This is a genomic window from Streptomyces sp. NBC_00038 (genome assembly GCF_026343635.1).
Lineage (GTDB): Bacteria > Actinomycetota > Actinomycetes > Streptomycetales > Streptomycetaceae > Streptomyces.
In genome coordinates this window covers 6490273-6512583 of record NZ_JAPELQ010000001.1, presented here as the reverse complement: position 1 = coordinate 6512583, position 22311 = coordinate 6490273, and the positions used below count along the sequence as shown (strand labels likewise).

Annotated in this window: 15 protein-coding genes and 1 riboswitch; of the genes, 9 read left to right on the top strand and 6 right to left on the bottom strand. The window is 71.1% G+C overall.

Annotated features, from left to right (window positions below; translation table 11 throughout):
• Positions 1-37: 37 nt before the first annotated feature.
• Together OG219_RS29630 and OG219_RS29625 are read left to right on the top strand one after the other, a co-directional pair.
• Entirely contained in the window at positions 38-1411 is a 1374-nt protein-coding gene (locus OG219_RS29630) for an SWIM zinc finger family protein (RefSeq protein ID WP_266831527.1), read from the top strand.
• A 31-nt stretch (positions 1412-1442) separates the two neighbouring features.
• Positions 1443-3059, top strand: a complete 1617-nt coding sequence (locus OG219_RS29625) for a DUF5691 domain-containing protein (RefSeq protein WP_266831525.1) — start codon at positions 1443-1445, stop codon at positions 3057-3059.
• 486 nt (positions 3060-3545) lie between these two features.
• Here the strand turns inward: OG219_RS29625 and OG219_RS29620 are convergent, their stop codons facing one another.
• The gene (locus tag OG219_RS29620) at positions 3546-3962 is read right to left on the bottom strand and encodes a cobalamin B12-binding domain-containing protein (RefSeq protein ID WP_266831523.1); all 417 of its coding nucleotides are present in this window, start codon (positions 3960-3962) and stop codon (positions 3546-3548) included.
• A 722-nt stretch (positions 3963-4684) separates the two neighbouring features.
• On the opposite strand from OG219_RS29620, the gene OG219_RS29615 reads away from it, so the two are divergent.
• Both OG219_RS29615 and OG219_RS29610 read left to right on the top strand, forming a co-directional pair.
• Positions 4685-5548 carry an alpha/beta fold hydrolase gene (locus OG219_RS29615; protein WP_266831521.1) on the top strand — a complete coding sequence of 288 codons (864 nt, stop codon included), beginning with the start codon at positions 4685-4687 and terminating at the stop codon, positions 5546-5548.
• Positions 5549-5815: 267 nt separating this feature from the next.
• Positions 5816-7465, top strand: coding sequence for a M23 family metallopeptidase (locus OG219_RS29610; RefSeq protein WP_266831519.1), 1650 nt, complete (start codon positions 5816-5818; stop codon positions 7463-7465).
• Between the two features lie 60 nt (positions 7466-7525).
• On the opposite strand, the gene pcrA is transcribed toward OG219_RS29610, so the two are convergent.
• Positions 7526-10021, bottom strand: a complete 2496-nt coding sequence (pcrA, locus tag OG219_RS29605; RefSeq protein ID WP_266831517.1) for a DNA helicase PcrA — start codon at positions 10019-10021, stop codon at positions 7526-7528.
• A 289-nt stretch (positions 10022-10310) separates the two neighbouring features.
• On the opposite strand from pcrA, the gene OG219_RS29600 reads away from it, so the two are divergent.
• Both OG219_RS29600 and OG219_RS29595 read left to right on the top strand, forming a co-directional pair.
• On the top strand, positions 10311-11282 hold the full coding sequence (locus OG219_RS29600; RefSeq protein WP_266831515.1) for an ATP-binding cassette domain-containing protein: 972 nt from the start codon (positions 10311-10313) through the stop codon (positions 11280-11282).
• Positions 11279-12097, top strand: a complete 819-nt coding sequence (locus OG219_RS29595) for an ABC transporter permease (RefSeq protein WP_266831513.1) — start codon at positions 11279-11281, stop codon at positions 12095-12097. The genes OG219_RS29600 and OG219_RS29595 overlap by 4 nt, the downstream gene beginning before the upstream one ends.
• Here OG219_RS29595 and OG219_RS29590 read toward each other — a convergent pair.
• Entirely contained in the window at positions 12078-15203 is a 3126-nt protein-coding gene (locus tag OG219_RS29590; RefSeq protein ID WP_266831511.1) for a BTAD domain-containing putative transcriptional regulator, read from the bottom strand. The genes OG219_RS29595 and OG219_RS29590 overlap by 20 nt on opposite strands.
• Before the next feature lie 280 nt (positions 15204-15483).
• A riboswitch (cyclic di-AMP (ydaO/yuaA leader) is annotated at positions 15484-15656 on the top strand.
• A 7-nt stretch (positions 15657-15663) separates the two neighbouring features.
• Here OG219_RS29590 and OG219_RS29585 point away from each other — a divergent pair.
• Both OG219_RS29585 and OG219_RS29580 read left to right on the top strand, forming a co-directional pair.
• Positions 15664-16812 (top strand): NlpC/P60 family protein, encoded by a 1149-nt coding sequence (locus OG219_RS29585; protein ID WP_266831509.1) that lies wholly within the window; start codon positions 15664-15666, stop codon positions 16810-16812.
• 404 nt (positions 16813-17216) lie between these two features.
• Complete coding sequence (locus OG219_RS29580) at positions 17217-18170, top strand: tellurite resistance/C4-dicarboxylate transporter family protein (RefSeq protein ID WP_266836272.1); 954 nt, start codon at positions 17217-17219, stop codon at positions 18168-18170.
• Here OG219_RS29580 and OG219_RS29575 read toward each other — a convergent pair.
• Positions 18148-18501 carry a hypothetical protein gene (locus tag OG219_RS29575; protein ID WP_266831507.1) on the bottom strand — a complete coding sequence of 118 codons (354 nt, stop codon included), beginning with the start codon at positions 18499-18501 and terminating at the stop codon, positions 18148-18150. The two genes, OG219_RS29580 and OG219_RS29575, sit on opposite strands and share 23 nt — an antisense overlap.
• A 403-nt stretch (positions 18502-18904) precedes the next feature.
• On the opposite strand from OG219_RS29575, the gene OG219_RS29570 reads away from it, so the two are divergent.
• Complete coding sequence (locus OG219_RS29570) at positions 18905-19969, top strand: C40 family peptidase (protein ID WP_266831505.1); 1065 nt, start codon at positions 18905-18907, stop codon at positions 19967-19969.
• Between the two features lie 55 nt (positions 19970-20024).
• On the opposite strand, the gene OG219_RS29565 is transcribed toward OG219_RS29570, so the two are convergent.
• Complete coding sequence (locus OG219_RS29565) at positions 20025-20807, bottom strand: response regulator transcription factor (RefSeq protein ID WP_266831503.1); 783 nt, start codon at positions 20805-20807, stop codon at positions 20025-20027.
• Positions 20804-22147, bottom strand: a complete 1344-nt coding sequence (locus OG219_RS29560; RefSeq protein ID WP_266831501.1) for an ATP-binding protein — start codon at positions 22145-22147, stop codon at positions 20804-20806. The genes OG219_RS29565 and OG219_RS29560 overlap by 4 nt, the downstream gene beginning before the upstream one ends.
• Positions 22148-22311 lie beyond the last annotated feature (164 nt).

Here is a 22311-nt window from a genome sequence, read left to right as displayed (position 1 = left end):
AAGTCGATTGTCAGTGGTGGGATCTACCTTCGATGACATGACTCAGCAGGGGGTGCGCTGGACTGCGGATCAGGTGCTGGCACTGGCGCCTGACGCAGCGTCACGCAAAGCGGGAAGCAAGCTCGGCGCGGCCGGGCCGTGGTCGGAGGCAGGCAGTTCTGACGAGGGGACGGTATGGGGACTGTGCGCGGGAAGTGGCAGCAAGCCGTATCAGACGGTCATCGACGTCGCGGACTCCACCGGGCCCGCGTACAAGTGCAGTTGCCCCAGCCGCAAGTTCCCGTGCAAGCACGCGCTCGGGCTGCTGCTGCTCTGGGCGGGCGAGGAGGGCACTGTGCCGCGGGGGCAGGCGCCGGACTGGGCGGAGCAGTGGACAGAGGGGAGACGACAGCGCGCGGAGGGGAGTCGGACGACGACGGGCGGGGCATCTGGGACGGCCTCGCCGGGTGATCCGGAGGCGGCGCGGCGCAGGGCGGAGCGGCGGGCCGAGCGGATCACCGCGGGTGCGACGGAGTTGGAGCAGCGGTTGGCGGATCTGCTGCGCGGCGGCCTGGCCGGGGCCGAGCAGGCCGGGTACGGCGTGTGGGAGGAGACGGCGGCCCGGATGGTCGACGCGCAGGCACCTGGACTGGCAGCGCGGGTAAGGGAGTTGGGTGCGATCCCGTCGTCGGGCCCCGGCTGGCCGGTGCGGCTCCTGGAGGAGTGCGCGCTGCTCCATCTCCTCGACCAGGGCTGGCTGCGCCGCGAGCGACTGCCGGACGGCCTTGCCACGACGGTACGTTCACGGATCGGCCTGCACGGCTCGGCGGACGGCCCACCGATCCACGACCGCTGGCTGGTCCTCGCCCAGTACGACACGGCGGACAGCCGTCTCACCACGCGCAGGATCTGGCTGCACGGATCGGAGTCCGGCCGCACAGCTCTGCTCCTCTCCTACGGAGCAGCCGGCCGGGCACCGGAACTGACACTGCCCGTCGGCCTGGGCTTCGAGGCGGAACTCTCCGCGCACTCGGGCGGCGGGCTACGAGCGGCGCTGGGCGAGCAGTTCACACCACCCACCCCCACGGCGATACGACCACCGGGAGTCACCACGCCCCAGGCAGCGGCCCACTACGGCGAGGCACTACGGGCCGACCCGTGGCTCGACTCCTACCCCGTCACCCTCAACCGAGTCATACCGACCCCGGCCGGCGAAGCAACCACGACCCCACAAGGCTGGCAACTGGCAGACGCTGACGGCGACTTGGCCCTGCCCATCACCCGCTCTCCGCACTCCCTCCCCGGCCTGTGGCGCCTCGCCGCCCTCTCCGGCGGCGCCCCCGTCACCGTCTTCGGCGAATGCGGCCACCAAGGCTTCACCCCACTGACGGCCTGGCCGGAAGGCCCAGGAGAAGCGGTGCCGCTGTGCTGACCCCCTCCGCATGGAAAGGACGCCAACGCTCATGAACACCACTTCTGCTCCTGAAGGCTCCTGGGAGGAACTCGTCACCGTGGCACTGCTCGGGACGGATCGGCGTACACCTCCGGGATGCGGGCCGGGGCAGGAAGCTCCGATGGCTTTGCTGGACGCGGCCGCCGTGGAAACACTGCGGCGGCGGGCCGGGATGCGCCCGGCGCGAGCGGCGGCCCGGCCCGAGCCGTCGGCGCCGGATCCGCGCCCGGCCCTGCCGCCCGCCGCGGCCCAAAGACTCACGCTGCTGCTGGCGGACCGGCCCGGCACCGGTGGCGGCGGCCGCAGAGGAACGGCGCCCGACCTCATGGAGCTGCTGCCGCAGTGGCTCACCCTGGCCAACGCGCGCGGTTTCGCGCCGCCCCCGCACGCACTCCCCGCACTCCTCGACGCGGCCCGGGGCCGCACCGATCTCCGACCCGCCGCGCTGACCTTCGCGGGGCCGCGCGCCCTGTGGCTGGCACGGCTGAACCCGGACTGGCGCTTCGCACTGCGCTCCACTCCGGGAGGCGGTGCGGCGCTCCCGGACCCCGCCGAGCCCGAGCGCGTACAGCAGCTGTGGCAGGAAGGCCTGTTCGCGGAACGGGTCGCGCTGCTCGCGGCGATACGGAGCCGACACCCCGCAACCGCGCGCGAGTTGCTGGCCTCCACCTGGGCGACGGAGCGGGCCGAGGACCGGCTGATGTTCCTCGACTCGCTGCGGTCGGGGCTGTGCGCGGCGGACGAACCGTTCCTGGAGCGGGCGCTCGCCGACCGGAGCCGCAACGTACGGGCGACGGCGGCGGAGTTGCTGTCCGCGCTGCCGGAGTCGGCGCTCGCCGGGCGGATGGCGGCCAGGGCGGGCTCCTGCGTGGCCGTCGACCGTACGCGGGGCACGCCCACGATCGTGGTCGAGGCGCCGCACGAGTGCGACGCGGGCATGGAGCGGGACGGCGTGGTGCCGAAGCCTCCTGCCGGACGTGGTGAACGGTCATGGTGGCTGGGCCAGTTGGTCGAGGCGACACCGCTCGCGACCTGGCCGCGGCGGCTCGGCGGACGTACGCCGGAGGACATCGTCGCCCTGCCCGTGGCGGACGACTGGCAGAGCGAGCTGCATGCCGCGTGGTGCCGGGCCGCGGTACGGCAGCGGGATCCTGGCTGGTCCCGAGCGCTCCTCGGGGCGCCCTCCGCCCCGGAAGCCGGTGGACCGGGGGCGGTGTCCCTGTCGGAGCGGTCGAAACTGCTCGCCACGCTGGGCTCCGCCGAGCGGGCCGAGTGGGTGGCGGGGTTCATCGGCACGCACGGGTTGTCCGAGGCGTTTCAGTTGCTCGGGGTGTGTGCGGTGCCCTGGGCGGGGCCGTTGGGGCGGGCGGTGGTCGACGCGCTCAATATCGCGCGGGACGCGGGGAGTTACCCCTGGAGCTTCAGTGGAGTCATGGGGCTGGCCGAGCGCTGCCTCGTCCCCTCCGAGGCCGTACGACTCGAAGGCCTCACGGGCATCCCCGAAGAACCGGAGAACGCCGCCCCAGGCGCCGGCACCTACTGGGCGGAGGCCTTCCAGCGCCTGGTAACCACCCTGCGCCTACGCGCAACCATGACCAAAGAACTCACCCCACCCCAGCCAACGTAAAAGCAGTTCCTCGCCCCCTCCGCCCCTACCCAACCCGTACCTGGGGGCTCCGCCCCCAGACCCCCGATCGCCCAAAGGGCTCGTCCTCAAACGCCGGACGGGCTGATGGTGCCTACCCGGGCTGAAGAGTGGAGCCCCCACGGGCGGGTGGGGGATTGGGAAGGCATCGCCTCGTCCTCAAACACCAAACAGGCTGGATGGTGCCTCCCCGGGCAGAAAACTGGAGCCCCCGGGTGGGCAGGGGATCGGGACGGCACCACCTCGCCCTCAAACACCGGACGGCCGAAGACCAGCCTGCCGGAGTGGGAATCGCACCCGCACCCACCCACCGGCGGAAGGGGGCGTGCCGGTACGTCCAAAGCCCGTCGCGTACGTTCGCGTCACCGGACGGTTTCCTGCTAGGCCAACGTCTGATCCGGCGGCGACGGGCGGACGTACCGGCACGCCCCCGACCCACCACCCGGACAGCAGGCGCCCCCGCCAGAACTACGCCCCGGCAGGCTGCCGAACATTCGCCCGCACCCACTCCACGATCGACGCGGTAGTCGCCCCCGGCGTAAAGATCTCCGCGACCCCCTTCTCCTTGAGCGGAGCGATGTCCGCCTCGGGAATGATGCCGCCGCCGAAGACCTTGATGTCCTCCGCGTCGCGCTCCTTGAGGAGCTCGATGACGGCCGCGAAGAGCGTGTTGTGGGCGCCGGACAGGATCGAGAGGCCGATCGCGTCGGCGTCCTCCTGGATCGCGGTGTCGACGATCTGCTCGGGAGTCTGATGGAGCCCGGTGTAGATGACCTCCATACCGGCATCGCGCAGCGCCCGCGCGATCACCTTGGCCCCGCGATCGTGGCCGTCGAGCCCCGGCTTGGCCACCACCACGCGGATCGGACCGGCTGCCACACCCATCACTGCCTCCATGAACCGACTACACCAACCTGAACCAACACACACCGACAGATATCGCACATTCCGCCACCGGCCGCACCAGACGCGGCACCAGACGCACACCCGCGGCACGGGCGCCCCGCACCACACCACCCGAGGAAGTGAACGAACGTTATCCCCAGCATCCCGCAACCGGCAGTTTCGCGGTGGATACCGAGGGGGAAATCACACGGTGGGACAAGTTCGCCGCGCACCGCTCCGGGTTCCTGCGGCACACGCACCGCAAGGACCCGCGGCGCATGGACCACAGCCGGAGCATGCGCAAGGAGAGCCGCTATCAGGTGGCCGCACCACGGCGTCGTCAGCGGGACACCGCGGTGGTGGGGCACATCGGCGATGGCACGACAGCGGGGAGCACCACCCGTACGAGGAAGACGAGGACCGACGCCCCCGCCGCACACCGGCGGGGTCATCCGCCGCAGGGACAGCGACGGCCGGAACCCGCGTCACCACCAAGGAACGGGCCCCCGTCGCGTCACCGGCGCCCCACGCGCCACAGACGCACCGTCGCGACCACCACCGACACCGCCCGAGCGACCGCCGAGCGACCGCCGAGCCGACGTCAAACCGGCATCGACGAGACCTCGACCAGACCTCGACCGAGCCGCCACCGGCATACGCGACTCTCCACGAGTGCACACGGGGGACAGAGGCGTCCTCCGTGTGCCGACAGGAGGTCGGCCATGAAGGTCACCAGGGCGGTGTCGCCCCTTCTTCCTCTCTGCCAGCGCCTGCTTCCGAGCAGACTGGCAGGACTCTCGATGGTCCTCCTGAAGGCGACGGCCCTGGAGATCGCGATCCTCGCGGGGCACCTCCTCCTCTACCCGTCGGGCATGACCCAGGAGCGCCGGACCACCCCCGCGCTCCCCTCACCGGACGCCGCCCGGCTGCCCACGGAGGCCAAGCCCCCGGTCGTCCTGCTGCACGGCTTCATAGACAACCGCTCGGTCTTCGTCCTGTTGCGCCGCAACCTCGCCCAGCACGGCAGGCAGCACATCGAGTCGCTCAACTACTCGCCGCTGACGTGCGACATCCGCACCGCCGCGGAGCTGCTCGGCCGACACATAGAGGAGATCTGCGAGCGCACGGGCCAGGACCGCGTGGACATCGTCGGGCACAGCCTCGGCGGACTGATCGCGCGTTACTACGTGCAGCGCCTCGGCGGTGACGTGCACGTGCGCACCCTGGTCACGCTGGGCACACCGCACTCGGGCACCCGCGTGGCCCCGTTGATGAACGCGCACCCGATCGTCCGTCAGATGCGCCCGGACTCCGAGGTGATCGAGGAACTGCGCAAGCCCGCGCCGGACTGCCGTACGCGCTTCGTGAGCTTCTGGAGCGATCTCGACCAGTTGATGGACCCGCTGGAGACGGCCTGCGTCGACCACCCGGACCTGCTCGCGCAGAACGTGCGGGTGAGCGGCGTCGGGCATCTCGCCCTGCCCGTGCATCCCGCCGTAGCGGCCGGCATACGGCAGGCGCTCGACACCGAGGAAGCGGGAACCCGCGCCGCCACCCACACCGGCGGCGGCCTGACAGTGGCGTGACAGTCACCCCGCACCCCCGCGCCCCCGTACCCCCGCCCCCCGTACCCCCGCCTCCGCACAGCGGGCCGAGAGCCACCGGACAGCCGCCCACATTCGAACGTTCATCGAACGCCAGGCCAAAGCCGTGCCCACAGTCCCCCGAAACACGGCCGAATGCCCGTTTCCTACGAGAGGGAAACCTGCCGAAGATTGTCGCGCCCGCGTACTGCCGGGTACAGTCACCGCACTGCTCTGCCAGCCCCTGTTGTCGAGGCGAAAGAGAAGTTGGTGAACGACCGTCCCCCGTCGGGGATTGCTACTCCCCCGGCCCCGGCTTCCAATGCCGCCTCGACGCCTTACGCGTCGTACGGCGGGCAGGAAGCCCAGTACGGCGACTTCACCACGCACGACGGTTACCCCGCCACCGGTTTCGAGACGGGCGCCAACGCCGCGTACGCGACCGGGCACTTCGAGACGCAGGCCTTCGAAACGGCGAGCTTCGCGACAGACCCTCTCTTCGGCGACATGCCGGGCGACGGCACGGGTTCGTACGACGCCACCGGCTCGTACGGCACCACTGGTTCATACGACACCACCGGCTCCTACGACGCGTCCGGTTCGTACGACGCCACGCAGTGGAGCACCGGCGGTCACCAGACGCTGAACTACGACCCGTACGCGGCGCAGCACCAGGCCGCCTACGACACCGGCAGCTACGAAACGACGACGTGGGCGGCCGGTTACCAGCAGCTCACCGACATCCCCGCGCAGCACCCGAGCCCTGACTCCTCGGGCCAGTGGGACGCGACCGCCTGGCGCCAGCCCGAGCAGCCGGTCGACCACGCCCAGCAGTGGAGCGCGCACACCCAGGAGACCGGCGCGTACGACGCCACGCAGTGGAACACCGCCGGTGACCACGACGCGTACGAGCGAGAAGCGGCGTACGAGCGAGAACACGAGCACCCGCAGCCCGAGTCCTACGAGCATCAGCCCGCGCCGGAGCCCCTCGACCAGCAGGCGACCACCACATTCGAGCAGGTCCCGCACGAGCAAGTCGCCGCCGCGGAGGACGAGTTCGAGCACCCGGCCGACGAGCACGACACCGGCGACGAGCACGAGGCGCCGCTGCTGCTCGACGACATGGAGGAAGTCGCCCCGGCCCCCCGCCCCGCCTCGCGGTCCGCGTCTCGGCCCGCTTCCCGCTCCCGTCGCCGCACCCCCGCGAAGCGTTCCGCGCTGCTGACCGTCGCCGTTCCCTCGGCGTGCGTGATGGGGGTCGCGGGGATCGCCGCCGCCTCGGTGGTCGACGTCGGCGGGGACGAGACCAAGGACACGACGCTCAGCGCATCCGACGGGACCGCGGTGAAGCCGTCCGCCGCGAACAACAAGCTGGACACCCAGCTGCAGAGTCTCTCCGCGGGCGCCGACGACTTCGCGGACCGGGCGAGCCGGACGCAGGAACGTATCGACCTCGAGGCCCAGCAGGAGGCCGAGCGGAAGAAGGCGGCCGAGGCGGCGGCGACCAAGGAGCGACTGCGCCCGAAGTTCGCGCTGCCGGTCGCGCAGAAGGGGCTGAGCGCCTACTTCGGCCAGGCGGGCGTCAACTGGATGTCCATCCACACGGGCATCGACTTCCCGGTGTCGTACGGCACGACGGTGATGGCCGCGACCGACGGGACCGTCCGGACGCAGTGGAACAGCGCGTACGGCAACATGATGATCGTGACCGCGAAGGACGGCACGGAGACGTGGTACTGCCACCTCTCCAGCTACCAGGTCGCGTCGGGCACGACCGTGAAGGCCGGTGACCCGATCGCGAACTCCGGGAACTCCGGCAACTCCACCGGCCCGCACCTGCACTTCGAGGTCCGCCCGGCGGGCGGCTCGGCCATCGACCCCCTGGCCTGGCTGAACAGCCACGGCCTGGACCCGACGTAACCACCGGATCCCGCCTGGACCCGACGTATCACCTGACCGCCGGGCCCTACCCCTAGCCGTCTACAGCTTCTCCACCGGCGCATACCGCAGCAGCAACCGCTTCGGCTTCGGCTCCCCGAAATCGACCGTCGCCTCGGCGTTCGCACCCGTCCCGTTCACGCCGACGACGGTGCCCAGGCCGAACTGGTCGTGCGTGACCCGGTCCCCGACCGCAAGCGACACCACCGGCTTCTCGGAGATACCGCGACGCGTCGCGAACCCGGAGGCACCCGAGGCTGCGGACCGCGACCGCGAGGACGACAGCGACGACGACAGTGAAGCCGCCACTCCCGACACGGGGCTCGACGAGGCGGGACCCATCGCACCGGTGCGCTTCCACTCCAGATGCGCGTCCGGGATCTCCTCCAGGAAGCGGGACGGCGGGTTGTACGAGGGCTGGCCCCAGGCGCTGCGCATCGACGACCGCGTCAGATACAGCCGCTCCCGCGCGCGCGTGATGCCGACGTACGCAAGGCGTCGCTCCTCCTCCAGCTCCTTGACCTGACCCAGCGCGCGCATGTGCGGGAAGACGCCGTCCTCCATGCCGGTCAGGAACACCACAGGAAACTCAAGGCCCTTGGCGGTGTGCAGGGTCATGAGGGTGATGACGCCGTTGCCGTCCTCCTCGTCGGGGATCTGGTCGGAGTCGGCGACGAGCGCGACCCGCTCCAGGAAGGCGGAGAGCCCGCCCGGGGTCTCTCCCTCACCGGTCTCCTGCTCGAACTCCAGGGCCACGGCGGCGAGTTCCTGAAGGTTCTCGATGCGGGTCTCGTCCTGCGGATCCGTCGAAGCCTGCAACTCCGCGAGGTAGCCGGTGCGTTCGAGTACCGCCTCCAGGACGGTGGCCGGACCCGCGCCCGATTCCACGATCGTCCGCAGGTCCTCCATCAGCGTGTTGAACCGCTTGACCGCGTTCGTGGATCGGGCAGCCATGCCGTAGGCCTCGTCCACCCGCCGCAGTGCCCCCGCGAAGCTGATCTTCTCGCGCAGCGAGAGGGCGTCGATCATCGCCTCGGCGCGGTCGCCGATGCCGCGTTTGGGGACGTTGAGGATCCGGCGCAGCGGAACGGAGTCCTCCGGGTTGGACAGCACCCGCAGGTACGCCAGGACGTCCCGGACCTCCTTGCGTTCGTAGAAGCGGACGCCGCCGACGACCTTGTAGGGCAGGCCGACGCGGATGAAGACTTCTTCGAAGACACGGGACTGGGCGTTCGTACGGTAGAAGACCGCGACGTCGCCCGCCTTGGCGTCGCCCGCGTCGGTGAGACGGTCTATTTCGTCGGCGACGAACTGTGCCTCGTCGTGTTCGGTGTCGGCGACGTAGCCGGTGATGTTCGAACCCGCGCCCGCGTTCGTCCACAGGTTCTTGGGGCGCCGTGATTCGTTGCGCTCGATGACCGCGTTGGCCGCGCTGAGGATCGTCTGGGTGGAGCGGTAGTTCTGCTCCAGGAGGATCGTCGTCGCGTTCGGGTAGTCCTCCTCGAACTGGAGGATGTTGCGGATGGTCGCGCCGCGGAAGGCGTAGATGGACTGGTCGGCGTCGCCCACGACACACAGCTCGGCGGGCCCGAGGTCCTGCTCGCTGGGCGGGACGTCCACGGGGTGCTGGGAGGTGCCGACGAGTTCCCGCACCAACGCGTACTGCGCGTGGTTGGTGTCCTGGTACTCGTCGACGAGCACGTGCCGGAAGCGGCGGTGGTAGTGCTCGGCGACGTCCGGGAAGGCGCGCAGCAGATTGACCGTCGTCATGATCAGGTCGTCGAAGTCGAGGGCGTTGGCCTCGCGCAGCCGCGACTGGTACATCGCGTAGGCCTGAGCGAGGGTCTTCTCGAAGCCGTCGGCGGCCTGGGCGGCGAAGTCCTCCTCGTCGATCAGCTCGTTCTTCAGGTTCGAGATCTTGGCGCTGAACGACTTGGGCGGGAAGCGCTTCGGGTCGAGGTCCAGATCACGGCAGACGAGCGCCATCAGCCGCTTGGAGTCGGCGGCGTCGTAGATCGAGAACGAGGACGTGAAGCCGAGCCTCTTGCTCTCGCGGCGCAGGATCCGTACGCACGCGCTGTGGAAGGTCATCACCCACATCGCGTTGGCGCGCGGGCCGACGAGGTGCTCGACGCGCTCCTTCATCTCGCCCGCGGCCTTGTTGGTGAAGGTGATCGCGAGGATCTGGCCGGGGTGGACATTGCGCTCGCCCAGCAGGAATGCGATCCGGTGGGTGAGCACGCGGGTCTTGCCGGAGCCCGCGCCGGCCACGATGAGCAGGGGGGAGCCGGAGTGTGCCACGGCCGCCCGCTGGTTCTCGTTCAGCCCGTCCAGGAGCGCGGCCGCGTCCACGGCGGGACGCGGGGCGCCGTCGCGGTAGTACGCGTCCCGGCTTGGCGGCACGTCGAAGCGGCCGCCGAACAAGTCGTCCGGAAGCGGCTCGGCCGCCCCGTCCTCGGGCGGCGGCGGGGGCTCTTCCTCGTGAGCCCCGGAGGGCTTGAGGTCCGCCAGGAAGCTGTCATCAAAGAGGCTGCTCATCGCTCTCCGAGTCTAGGCGGCCCCACTGACACCCCGCCGCCACCCCGAAAACTCCGTCGCGGGAAACGGCCGGGAAACCGCACTCCGAAGCCGAGAATCCTTCCAGAGTCGGCCGCCCGACGTCTTCCTACCCTCCAGAACGGTTCCGTCACGGTCGGCGACCGATCGGGATCAGGACCGAGGGCCGGCGTGGTCCGGACCTACTCGTGTTGTCCTGCGCCGCCCGGTTTCAGGACCCTGAAACCGTCTTGAATGCGCGTTGAATGCGCCCTGCCGCAACCTCCTCGGCATGACGACAACGACATCGCCTTCTCCCGCCATCGCGGCCAAGGGGCTGCGCAAGGCCTACGGGGACAAGACGGTCCTCGACGGCATCGACCTGACGGTGCCGGCCGGTTCCGTGTTCGCGCTGCTCGGGCCGAACGGCGCCGGCAAGACCACCGCCGTGAAGATCCTGTCCACCCTCATCACCGCCGACGCCGGCGACCTGCACGTCGGCGGACACGACCTGGCCACCGATCCGCATTCCGTGCGCGCCGCGATCGGTGTCACCGGCCAGTTCTCCGCCGTCGACGGCCTGATCACCGGCGAGGAGAACATGCTCCTCATGGCGGACCTCCACCACCTGTCCAAGAGCGAGGGCCGCCGCACCGCCGCCGAACTCCTGGAACGCTTCGACCTCACCGAGGCCGCCAAGAAGCCCGCCTCCACCTACTCCGGCGGCATGAAGCGCCGCCTCGACCTCGCCATGACCCTCGTCGGCAACCCGCGGATCATCTTCCTCGACGAGCCGACCACCGGCCTCGACCCCCGCAGCCGCCACAACATGTGGGGCATCATCCGCGAGCTGGTCTCCGACGGCGTCACCGTCTTCCTCACCACCCAGTACCTGGACGAGGCCGACGAACTCGCCGACCGCATCGCGGTATTGAACAACGGCAAGATCGCCGCGGAGGGCACCGCCGAAGAGCTGAAGCGGCTCATCCCAGGCGGACACGTCCGGCTCCGTTTCACCGACCCGACCGCCTACCAGTCCGCTGCCTCCGCCCTGCGCGAGGCCACCCGCGACGACGAGTCGCTCTCCTTGAGCATCCCCAGCGACGGCACCCAGCGCGAACTGCGCGCCATCCTCGACTGGCTCGACTCCGCCGGGGTCGAGGCCGACGAGCTGACCGTGCACACCCCCGACCTCGACGACGTCTTCTTCGCCCTGACCGGCACGACCACCGTCCCCAACCAGCCCAAGGAGACCGTCCGATGAGCGCCGCCCTTGCTCCCGCCCGCCCGAGCCGGATCTCCCTCGCCGTCCGCGACTCGAACACGATGCTGCGCCGCAACCTCCTGCACGTCCGGCGCTACCCATCCATGACGCTGAACCTGCTGCTCACGCCGATCATGCTGCTGCTGCTCTTCGTCTACGTCTTCGGCGGCGTGATGAGCGCGGGCATCGGTGGCGGTGGCGCCGACCGCTCCGACTACATCGCCTATCTCGTCCCGGGTCTTCTGGTGATGACCATCGGCAGCACCGTCATCGGAGCCGCGGTCTCCGTCTCCATGGACATGACCGAGGGCCTCATGGCCCGCTTCCGTACGATGGCGATCCACCGCGCCTCCGTAATCATCGGGCACGTCGTCGGCAGCGTGCTGCAGGTGCTCGCCAGCCTGGTCCTCGTCGGCGCCGTCGCCGTGGCCATCGGCTTCCGGTCCACCGACGCCACGGCCGTGGAGTGGCTGGCGGCATTCGGACTGCTCGCGCTGTTCGCCCTGGCACTCACCTGGATCGCGGTCGGGATGGGCATGGCCAGCCCCAACCCCGAGGCCGCCAGCAACATGGCGACGCCCCTGATCCTCCTCCCGCTCATTTCGAGCGCCTTCACTCCGGCCGACACGATGCCGGGCTGGTTCCAGCCGATCGCCGAGTACCAGCCCTTCACCCCGACCATCGAGACCCTGCGCGGCCTGCTGCTCGGTACCGAGATCGGCAACAACGGGTGGATCGCGCTCGCCTGGTGCGTCGGCCTCACCGTGCTCGGCTACCGCTGGTCGACATCACAGTTCAACCGCGACCCGAAGTAACCGCCATGGCAGCGCGGGCCGCCTCCCGCAACTCGTCGCGCCCCAGGGCGGCGTACTCCGACACCGCGTCGGCGTACGCCGCCCTGTCGGCATCCTCGGCCGCCTGCCGCGCACGGGTCGCCGACATCGTCGGCTGGAAATCGCGCAGCACCCACAGCCGTTCGGCCAGCGCGATCATCCGTACGGCGGAGGGGTCGCCGGACACCAGCCCCGCCATGCCGAGGGCGTGCAACCCCGTCCCGAACACGGGGAGTTCCATGGGCGATCGGGCCGGGCCGGCGAGCAGGGTGCGCATCCGCTGCCGCAGCCGGTCGACCACCTCCGCGACGAGTTCGAGCCGGCCGGCGTGCGCGTGCGCCGTCACCGCCGCCGACCGGAGCTGCAGCGTCCACCTCTCGTAGAAGGGGTCGTCGTCGTAGTCCATCGAGGCCGCGGGTATCCACTCCACGGCGCCGCGCCACAGGCCGAGCCCGACCTCCGTCAGTCCGCGGGCGAGCGCGATCTCGGCGCGGGCGCCGAGGCCGGGGCTTTCGGAGGCGTCCTGTTCCGGGTTGTCGCACTCCGCCTGCCGCAGCCAGTACTCGGCCTCGTCGGGGTCGCCGCGCTGCAGACAGGCGAGGGCGAGGCCCCCGCGGACGCCGATGGAGTCGTGCTCGTCGCCGAGCCGCGGCAGCGCCTTCAGCGCCGCCTGGAGGTGCGTGTACGCGGCCGCGCCCTGCTCCGTCCGCAGGCACAGCTCGCCCAGCCGGGCACGGCCCATGACCTGCAGGAACGGGTTGTCGACGGGCTCCAGTGCGGCAACGCTCCGGCGAGCCGAGGCGAGCGCGCGCTCGATGTCGTGCTCGTGCTCCCAGACGTACGTGGCGACGCACTCGGCGATGCCGGCGAGCAGCGGCTGCTCGCTCTCGCAGAGATCCCGCAACACCTCGTAGTCGGGAGGCGACATCTCGGGGATCGCGCTGAGCACTGCCGCGATGGCCCGCACCAGGGTGTCCGGCGGGGCTGGGGGCAGCCGCCGGAGGGTGACGAGTTGGCGTACGGCGCGCGGGCCTTCGCCCATGAACAGGCTTCCCGTGGACAACACCGCGGCGGCGCGGGCGACTTCGACGTATTCGGGCTCGGGGTGGTAGTGCGACAGGGGCGGGCCTGTGTCCGCGGCGAGGGCGGCGAGGCGGGGGTAGCTGGAGCCGATGGACCAGGCGGCGGCCAGGACGGCGGTGAGGGCGGCGAGGGTGGGGCAGTCCGTACGGGCCAGGGCGTGTCGCAGGGCCAGCACGAGGTTGTCCTGCTCGGCTCTGATCTGCTCCCAGGCGGTCAGCGGTTCCGAGCCGAAGAACCAGTCGTGGTACGTGACCCCGAAGTCCCGCGCCCAGGCGAGGAACCGGTCGACGGCCTCCTCGTCCTCGCCCGCCTCCGCACACCGGGCCGCACTGAACTCCCGTACGGTCTCCAGCATTCTGAACCGCACGCCGGCCGCGGTGTCGGCGACGGTGAGCAGCGACTGATCGGCCAGCTGCTCCAGGAGAAGCAGCGCGTCCTCGCCGAGGACCTGCTCCGCCGCCTCGCCGGAGAAGCCGCCGGGGAAGACGGACAGGGTGCGCAGCGCCGCCCTGGCGTCCTCGTCGAGCAGGTTCCAGCTCCAGTCCACGACCGCGTGCAGTGTGCGGTGGCGCTCCGGCGCGTCCCGGGCCCCGCCGCGCAGCAGCGCGAACCGGTCGCCGAGGCGGCGGGCGATCTCCGGCACCGAGAGGACCCGTACCCGCGCGGCGGCCAGCTCCACGGCGAGCGGCAGCCCGTCGAGGTGGCGGCACAGCTCGGCCACCGCGTCCGGCGGCAGCTCCACGCCGGGCCGGGCGGCCCGGGCCCGCTGTGTGAACAGCTCGACGGAGGTGCCGAGCCCGAGCTCCGGCAGCGCGTACACCGCCTCCGAGGTGAGGCCCAGCGGGGCCCGGCTGGTGGCGAGCACCCGCAGGTCCTTGGAGGACGAGACCAGGGCCTGTACGAGGTCGGCGGCACCGGCGACGACCTGCTCGCAGTTGTCGAGGACGAGGAGCGCGGACCCGGAGCCGAGCACGCCGAGGATGCCGGACACCGGGTCGTGACCACTGAGTGCGCCGGGCCGTCCCTCGCCCGCGCCGAGCGCGGAGGCCACCTCCGCGGCCACGTCCGCGCCCGCGGTGACGCCGGCGAGCGGCACGAAATACACCACGCGCTGCTCGGCCCGGCGGCTGACGGCGTGCGCGAGCCGGGTCTTGCCGAGACCGCCGGGGCCGACGACGGTGACGGCGCGGGAGGCGCGGAGCAGCCGCTCCACCGCCGCGATGTCCTCGTCCCGGCCGAGCAGCGGGTTCGGCTCGTGCGGCACGCCGTGCCTGGCGACGGGCGCCTCGCCGCGCAGCAGCTCCTGTTGTACGGCCTTGAGTCCGGCGCCCGGATCCGTGCCGAGCTCGTCGCGCAGTTCACGGCGGTACGCCTCGTACCGCATCAGCGCGGCGGACGGGCCCGCCGTGGCCGCCTCGCCGCGCAGCCGCTCGGCGAGCACCTCCTCGTCGCGCGGATGCTCCGCGGCGGCCGCGGCCAGCTGTCCGGCCGCCTCCGCGTGCCGGCCGAGGCGGGCGAGTGCGAGCGCCTGCGCGCGTACGAGCGTGCCGCGGACGGGGGCGCGCTCGGTGCGCAGCGCGGCTACAGGGTCGTCGGTGTCGCCGGCCTCGTCAGGGGTGCCCTCCCACAGCGCGAGCCCGGCCTCGGCCGCGGCCAGCGATCCCGCGTGGTCCCCGGCCCTGGCCCGGTCCGCGCTCGCGGCGGCGTACAGCAGTAGGGCGGAGCTGTCGACCTGCTCCTCGGCGAGTGTGAGCCGGTATCCGGTCGGCGTGCTGATGAGGACGTCGGCGCCCAGCTGCGCCCGCGCCCTGGACACCAGGACCTGTACCGCCTTTCCCGGCCGCTCCGGCAACTCCTCCGGCCACAGCCCTGCCACCAGCCGCTCGGTGCTGCAACCCGTGCGCAGGTCGCCCGCGAGCAGCGCGAGGAGACCTCGGAGCCGGGGCGCGGTGACCTCCTGCCCGCGATAGGCGACACGCGGCAGCAGGGTCAGGTCGGTGGTCATCCGTGCAGATTAGCCAGGCCCGGCCGCCGGGGGCTCCGGCGCGGGCCGAACTCCCCACGCGGGCCGAACTTCCGCATCGCGGGCGGCTGCTGCGGTCGCTCCGACCGCTTCGGACAACTCACCGCAGACCATTCCAAATCGACCCCGGGTGACGAAGCTCATGACTAAGGTCACGAAAATGTATCGGGCATATCGAACATCAACCTTCACAAGGGCCACACGAGTTGGCTAGCGTGCTGACCAGGCCGCCCGACCCCCACCGGCGAACGTCGCCGGGCCGCGGTAGCCTCCGCCGAGTCCGGCGCGCCTTCATGGCAGCTGGAGCCGGGGACCCAACCGACCTTGGGGTGAATCGGTCCAACTGCCTTGTCGGGCAGGGACCGTAGGGCAACCCTTCCGAACCACCCGCCCGAACCCGACAGCTAACTCGGTAGGCGGATGATGGAAGGAGTCGCCTCCCTTGGCGTCGCATCGCAAATGGCTCTCGGGTACGCGCGTGGCGGGCATACGGCCCCCCGCGCTCGCAACCGCGGCCCTCACCTCGGTGGCTCTGCTCTCCCAGACGGCGACCGCCGCGCCCTCGGAGGAGCCCAAGCCGAGCCTCGAAGAGGTCGAGAAGAAGGTTGACGACCTCTATCGGCAGGCGGAGTCGGCCACCGACAAGTACAACGCGGCCAAGGAGAAGACCTCCAAGCAGCGCAAGCAGGTCGACACCCTTCTCGACGACGTCGCCAAGCGCACGGAGAAGCTCAACACCGCGCGTGAGGAGCTGGGTTCGTTCGCCGCGGCGCAGTACCGCACCGGGGCCGCCGCCCCCGACACCGCGAGTCTCCTGCTGGCCGACAACCCGCAGGACTACTTCGACCAGACCCAGCTGATGGACCGGCTGACCACCCGCCAGAAGGCGGCCGTCGACGACTACGTCACGGAGCAGGCCGCCGCCACCGAGAAGCGCACGGAGGCCTCCCAGAGCCTGGAGACGCTGACCACCTCGCAGACCGCCCTCAAGACGTCCAAGGCCGACGTCCAGCAGAAGCTCGCCTCGGCGCGCGAACTGCTCTCGCAGCTGACCGCCGAGGAGAAGGCGCGGCTCGCGGCGATCGAGGAGGAGCAGCGCAAGGAGGCCGAGCGCAAGGCGGCGGAACTGGCGCAGCAGCAGGCCGCTGCCGAGGCCGCGGCGAAGGCGGCCGCCCAGGAGACGTCGTCGAGCGCCACGACCGGCACGACCACCACCACCGACTCCTCGTACGCCACGAAGGCGGCCAAGGCCATCGCCTTCGCCCGTGCCCAGGTCGGCAAGCCGTACGTCTGGGGCGCCACCGGCCCCGGCTCGTACGACTGCTCGGGCCTCACCCAGGCCGCCTGGAAGGCCGCCGGCGTCACACTCCCGCGCGTCACCTACGACCAGGTGAACGCCGGCACGACCGTCGCCCTCTCCGACGCCCAGCCCGGCGACCTCGTCTTCTTCTACGACGACGTCAGCCACGTCGGCCTCTACATCGGCAACGGCATGATGATCCACGCCCCGAAGCCGGGCGCGTACGTCCGCGAGGAATCGATCTACTACGACGGCGAGTCGGCGATCCACAGCGTGGTACGCCCGGCGTAACGCAACGCACCACCCGGACACCCTTTTCGCGGGGCACGCACGCGTGGGGCACGTTTTCGTGCACTACGGGGCGTGCCTCGCGGCCGTTTCGGGCGAGGCACGCCAGGCGGCTGTCACGCCCTGCGCGTTCGCGCTCCGCGCGAGGCGCGAGGCGCGAGATCCTGATACGCACGCGCCGGGGTGTGTGGGTCCTGATAGGCACGCGCGGAGCGTGGTCCTGCAATACGCAGGCGCCGGGCACTTCACCCCGCGCGTGGGCGCACTCCACGGCTTTCACGCCCCACCCACCCCAAACAAGCGCGTGCGCCATCCCCCACGCACGCGTGCCCCACGTTTTCATCCCCCGCGCGCGTGCCCCGCGGGCCACCCGTCCGGAGATCCCTAGCATCGGGCCCATGCCAGCCATGCCAGCCATCCCCCAGCTCCGCGCGTGGTGGGCCGAGCGGCCGCCCGCCGCCGGTGCCGCCGTCATGGCGACCGGCATCATCTCGGTCGGGTGGCATCTGACCGGCTACGAGACGCTGTCCCGTATCGCGCTGGCGCTGGCGGCCGTCGCCTGGCTCGCGCTCGCCGCGGACTTCGTCGTACGGCTGGTGCGGGAGCGGACGCGCTGGGCGGCGGAGGCGGGCACGCCCGCCGGGCTCACCGCTGTCGCGGCGACGACCGTCCTCGGTACGCGGCTGTCCGCGCTGGGGTGGCAGGAGGTCGCCGAGGCGCTGCTTGCGCTGTCGGCCGTGCTGTGTCCGGTGCTGCTCTTCGTCGTCGTACGGCACTGGAAGCGTCGTATGCCGGGAGGGGTGTTCCTCGTGTGCGTGGCGACACAGGGCCTGGCCGTGCTGGGGGCCACGCTCGCCGCGGCGCTGGGCGCGGACTGGCTCGCGCACACCGCGCTGGTGCTGTTCTGGCTCGGGATCGTGCTGTACGCGGTGGCGTTCGCGCACTTCGACATCAGGGAGGTGGCCACGGGCGCCGGGGACCAGTGGGTCGCGGGCGGCGCGCTCGCGATCTCGGCGCTGGCCGGTGCCGAACTCGTCGCGGCACACCACGTGAACGCCTACCTGTGGAACGACGACGACAACGGCGTCCTGCGCGCCGTCACCGTCGCCCTGCTCGTCCTCGATCTCGCCTGGTACTGCGTCCTGGTCGCCGCGGAACTGGTCCGGCCGCGCCTGCGCTACGACGCGCGGCGCTGGGCGACCGTGTTCCCGATGGGGATGACGGCGGCGGCGACCCTGTCGGTCTCCACCGCCCTCGATGTCGACTGGCTCAAGGGGCTGGGTGAGGTACTGCTGTGGATCTCGGTGGCGGTGTGGCTGGTGGTGGCAGCCGGAGCCGTCAGGTCCACAGCACCGCGATGAAGATGTCCGTCGTGGTCAGCAGCCCGACGAGCCCGAAGAGGCCCTTGTCCACCTTCTCGTCGTCGCGCTTCACGTAGACGAGCCCCAGGATCACTATCAGCAGCGCCAGCTTCACACCGATCTTGATGTTGTTGACCGTCTGGTCGTCCGCCTGGTTGAGGCCGACCAGCACGACGCCCGTGACCAGCATGGTCAGCGCGCCGTGCAGCATCGCGGGGACGAACCGGGCCGTGCCCTGGCCCATCGCCTTCATCTGGGTGAGGAAGCCACCGAGAAGCGAGGCGATGCCGATGATGTGCAGGCCGACGAAGAAATGGATGAGTAGGTCCATGAGGCGGGAGCCTATTCCTGCGCCCTGGCCCCACTTGTCACCGGCCCATCCCATGTAACCCCTAGCACCGGCGCACCCCTGGTTGTCCGGGATTGCCCCCATCGGTCATCACACCGTGTGAAGTCGGCGACTCCAGGCGGGAATCGCGATCACATGCGGTCGTTCGGCGATCCAGTGACGCCAGTTCCGTACATGGCGTTACCAACCCCTCACGCTCAGGTTTAGCGTCCTCCACCAGGTGCCCGGCTCCCCACCGCCGCCCGGGCCAGGGGCGGCATCCGGACACCACCGCCGAGAAGGTCCGGCGGCGGCCCGCTCCCCCTGTGTGGGCCGCCGCCGGACGCGTAACCGCTGACCGCCGGGTTCCCGCTCCGGCGGCCGTACCGAAGGATGTGGCGCCCTCGTGGCAACGCACCGCAAGCCCAGGCAGCGCTCGCTCGGTGGAGGCAAGGTCCGCACAGCCGCCACGATCGCCCTCGCAGGCGCGGCGACGGCCACCGCCTTCGACGGGACGGGTCACGCCGAGCCCCAGCTGTCGACGGCGCAGGTGAAGGCCAAGGTCGACAAGTTGTACGAGGAGGCGGAGGTCGCCACCGAGAAGTACAACGGCGCCAAGGAGAAGGCCGGCAAGGCCGCGGAGCGGCTGGGCACGTTGCAGGACGAGGCGGCACGCAAGGAGGAGCGCCTCAACTCGGCGCGCGACGCGCTGGGTTCGATAGCCGCCTCGCAGTACCGCAGCGGCGGCCTCGACCCGGCGCTGCAGCTCGCGCTCTCCGACGATCCGGACCAGTACCTGGAAGGTGCCGCGTTCGCCGAGCGCGCGGGCAGCAGGCAGGCGGCATCCGTGGAGCGCGTACGCCAGCAACTGCGGGAGATCGAGCAGCTGCGCGGGGCCGCACATGTCGAACTGGCCTCGCTCAAGTCGCGGCAGGCGGAGCTGAAGCGGCACAAGAAGACGATCAACGGAAAGCTGGACGCGGCACGGCAGCTGTTGGGCCGCCTCAGCGAGGAAGAGCGCGCACAGGCCGTCGGCGCCGGTGACTCCGGTGACCGCGCCTCGCGGTCCTCGGCACGGGACCTGGCCCAGGCGCCGTCGTCGGGCTCGGTCGCGGCCCCCAACTCCCGCGCGGCCGCGGCCGTTTCGTACGCCTACGCCAAGCTCGGCAGCCCCTACGTCTGGGGCGCCACCGGGCCCGACGCCTTCGACTGCTCCGGCCTGACCCAGGCCGCCTACCGCGCCGCGGGCATCGAGCTGCCCCGTACGACCTACGCCCAGATCAACGCCGGCCGCCGTGTCTCACAATCCGAACTCCTCCCGGGCGACCTGGTGTTCTTCTACTCGGGCATCAGCCATGTGGGCATCTACGTGGGCAACGGCCAGATGATCCACGCACCCAACCCGAGCGCGCCGGTGCGACTGGCCCCGATCGACGAGATGCCGTTCGCGGGGGCTACACGGGTGGCGTGAGAGCCGACACCCGCCGGACGTCACGGGCAGCCCGACGCACACGGGCCGCCGCCGCTCACACCAGACGACGCGCGGTGGCCCACCGAGTCAGCTCGTGCCGGTTGGAGAGCTGCAACTTCCTCAGTACGGCGGAGACATGGGACTCGACCGTCTTGACGGAGATGAACAGCTGCTTGGCGATCTCCTTGTACGCATAACCACGGGCGATGAGGCGGAGGACCTCGCGCTCGCGCTGGGTGAGCCGGTCGAGGTCCTCGTCGACGGGCGGGGCGTCGGTCGAGGCGAACGCGTCGAGGACGAACCCTGCCAGGCGGGGTGAGAAGACCGCGTCGCCGTCCTGGACGCGGAAGATGGAGTCCACGAGGTCCGCACCGGTGATCGTCTTGGTGACATAGCCCCGGGCGCCACCGCGGATCACCCCGATGACGTCCTCCGCGGCGTCCGACACGGACAGCGCGAGGAAGCGGACCGGCTGCTCGGCGTCGCCCATCAACGGGGCGCAACGGCGCAGCACTTCGACACCGCCGCCGCCCGGCAGGTGGACGTCGAGCAGAACGACCTCGGGCCGTGTGGCCGTGATGACCGTGACCGCCTGGTCGACGTCCGCGGCCTCACCGACCACCTCGACGCCGGTCCGCTCGGTCTCGCCGATCTCGGCCTGAACGCCCGTACGGAACATGCGGTGGTCGTCGACGAGCACGACCCGCGCCCGCCGCCCATCCCCGGCAGCGGCCGGCCCGGCCGCGTTCGCAGTCTCTCCGGATGCGGCGGCGGCCGAAGGGGTCTCCTCCGCTCCGGCAGAACTGCCGGACTCCACAGGCCCATTCGTGTCAGTCATGACGTCTTCTCCGCCCTCTCCATCTCCAGCTCGACCTCCGTGCCGCCGTCCGGCACCGCGCGCAGCCGCGCCGTGCCGCCGTTGCGCTCCATGCGGCCGATGATCGATTCTCTGACGCCCATGCGGTCGGCGGGTATCGAGTCGAGGTCGAAGCCGGGGCCGCGGTCACGCACGGACACGAAGACCGTCCTGCCCTCGACTTCGGCGAAGACCTGTACCGCGCCGCCCTCGCCACCGTACTTGGCCGCGTTCACCATCGCTTCCCGCGCGGCCTGCATCTGTGCGGTGAGGCCGTCGTCGAGCGGGCAGTCGCCGACGACCACGACCTCGATGGGGACGCCGTGCTTGTCCTCGACCTCCGCGGCATTGCGCCGGACCGCCTCGGCGAGGGTGTCGGGCTCCTCCGCCTCGTCCTTGCCTGTGCCCTCGGGTTTGTAGAGCCAGGTGCGCAGGTCGCGCTCCTGGGCGCGGGCCAGTCGCCGCACCTCGTTGCCGTTGTCCGCGTTGCGCTGGATCAGGGTCAGGGTGTGCAGCACCGAGTCGTGGACATGGGCGGCGACTTCCGCCCGCTCCTGGGCGCGGATACGCATCAGGCGCTCCTCGGAGAGGTCCTGTGTCATGCGCACGAGATAGGGGCCGGCGAGCAGCGCTATGCCGACCAGGACGGCGAGTGCCGCCTGCAGGACGGAGCCGAGGTGGGCGGCCGAGCCCTGGAGTACGAATATTCCGGAGACGCCTGCGGTGACCAGCAGGACACCCGCCGCGGAGCGCAGCAGCGTGAGCGTACGACGGCGGCGGCCGACCTCCACCCAGCGGGCCCGCCGCGCGTTGTCCGCCTGACGCCAGACGAGGGCGACGCCCGCGCCGACGAGCACCGTCGGCCACAGATACGCCTTCGCTCCGCCGCCGAGGTTCACATTGCCGACGAAGACCATGGCCACGACGACCATGAGGAGCAGGGCGACGATCTGCCCCTTGTCCGGCTTGCGGGCCACCAGCCTGCGGCGGCCGTCGGGAGCGGTCTCCGTGGAGATGCCCGGCGTACGCCCCGAACCGACCGGGCCGACTCCTCCGACCCCGCCGACGCCGAGCGGCACGAAGAACCAGAACGCGGCATACAGCAGGGCCCCCAGCCCGTCCGCCATGAACAAGCCGACGAACACGAGCCGCACCCAGATCACGGGCAGCCCGAGATGCCCGGCGAGCCCTCGCGCCACACCCCCGAGCCAGCGTCCGTCGCTGCTGCGGTAGAGCTTGCGCGGGGGCCGCGGGGCGTCCAGTGGCATGGCTGCGGCTTCCGGCATGCCATCGATGTTCACACGCCCGGCGGGCCCGGGCATCAGGGTCGACCCCCGAGACTCCCCTGATCTTCGAGAATCCGCGACCTGACCTTCGAAAGCCCGATGTCCGATCCCCAGGAATCCGGCAATTGATCTTCGACCAACAGGCCGCCGATCCTCGGGGAGCCGGTGACCGAACAGTCCCCACAGTCCCCCGGCCACCC